Annotated in this window: 1 pseudogene; it reads left to right on the top strand. The window is 38.0% G+C overall.

Annotated elements, in window-relative coordinates:
• Positions 1–100: 100 nt before the first annotated feature.
• Positions 101–692, top strand: a pseudogene (locus RT405_RS09195) (polyribonucleotide nucleotidyltransferase); the annotation flags it as partial.

Raw genomic sequence — 692 nt, 5'->3', positions numbered from 1 at the left:
ATACAAATGTGAGTGTTTAAATCCTTAAAGATTGACATTTGTTTAGTAGTCTGTGTGGAAAATGAACGACAGTTTAAGAGAAAAAGGAGAACGACAATATATGACAGAGAAACAAGTTTTTACAAAGGAATGGGCAGGCCGTACATTAACGGTGGAAGTTGGACAACTAGCCAAACAAGCAAATGGAGCAGCTATGATTCGTTATGGAGATACAGCTGTTTTATCTGCAGCGGTAGCTAGTAAAAAAGCAAAAGATGTAGATTTTTTCCCATTGACCGTAAATTATGATGAAAAAATGTATGCTGTTGGTAAAATCCCTGGAGGATTTATTAAACGGGAAGGACGTCCCAGCGAAGCAGCTACATTAACTGCACGTTTGATTGACCGTCCAATTCGCCCAATGTTTGCCGATGGTTTTCGTAATGAAGTTCAAATAACCAATACTGTAATGTCTGTAGAAAAAGATTGCTCACCTTCTTTTTCAGCTATGTTCGGTTCATCATTGGCTCTTGTAATTTCAGATATTCCTTTCAACGGCCCAATTGCTGGTGTAGATGTTGGTCGTGTAAACGGAGAATACATTATTAATCCAACTGTTGAACAAGAAGCTATGTCTGATATCCATTTAACTGTTGCAGGTACAAAAGAAGCTATCAATATGGTTGAAAGTGGCGCAAAAGAAGTTTCTGAAG

Origin of the sequence: Carnobacterium sp. (genome assembly GCF_032094055.1) — a bacterium.
Taxonomy (GTDB): domain Bacteria; phylum Bacillota; class Bacilli; order Lactobacillales; family Carnobacteriaceae; genus Carnobacterium_A.
The sequence above is the reverse complement of the archived record's forward strand: the minus strand, read 5'-3'. Positions and strand labels throughout refer to the sequence as shown.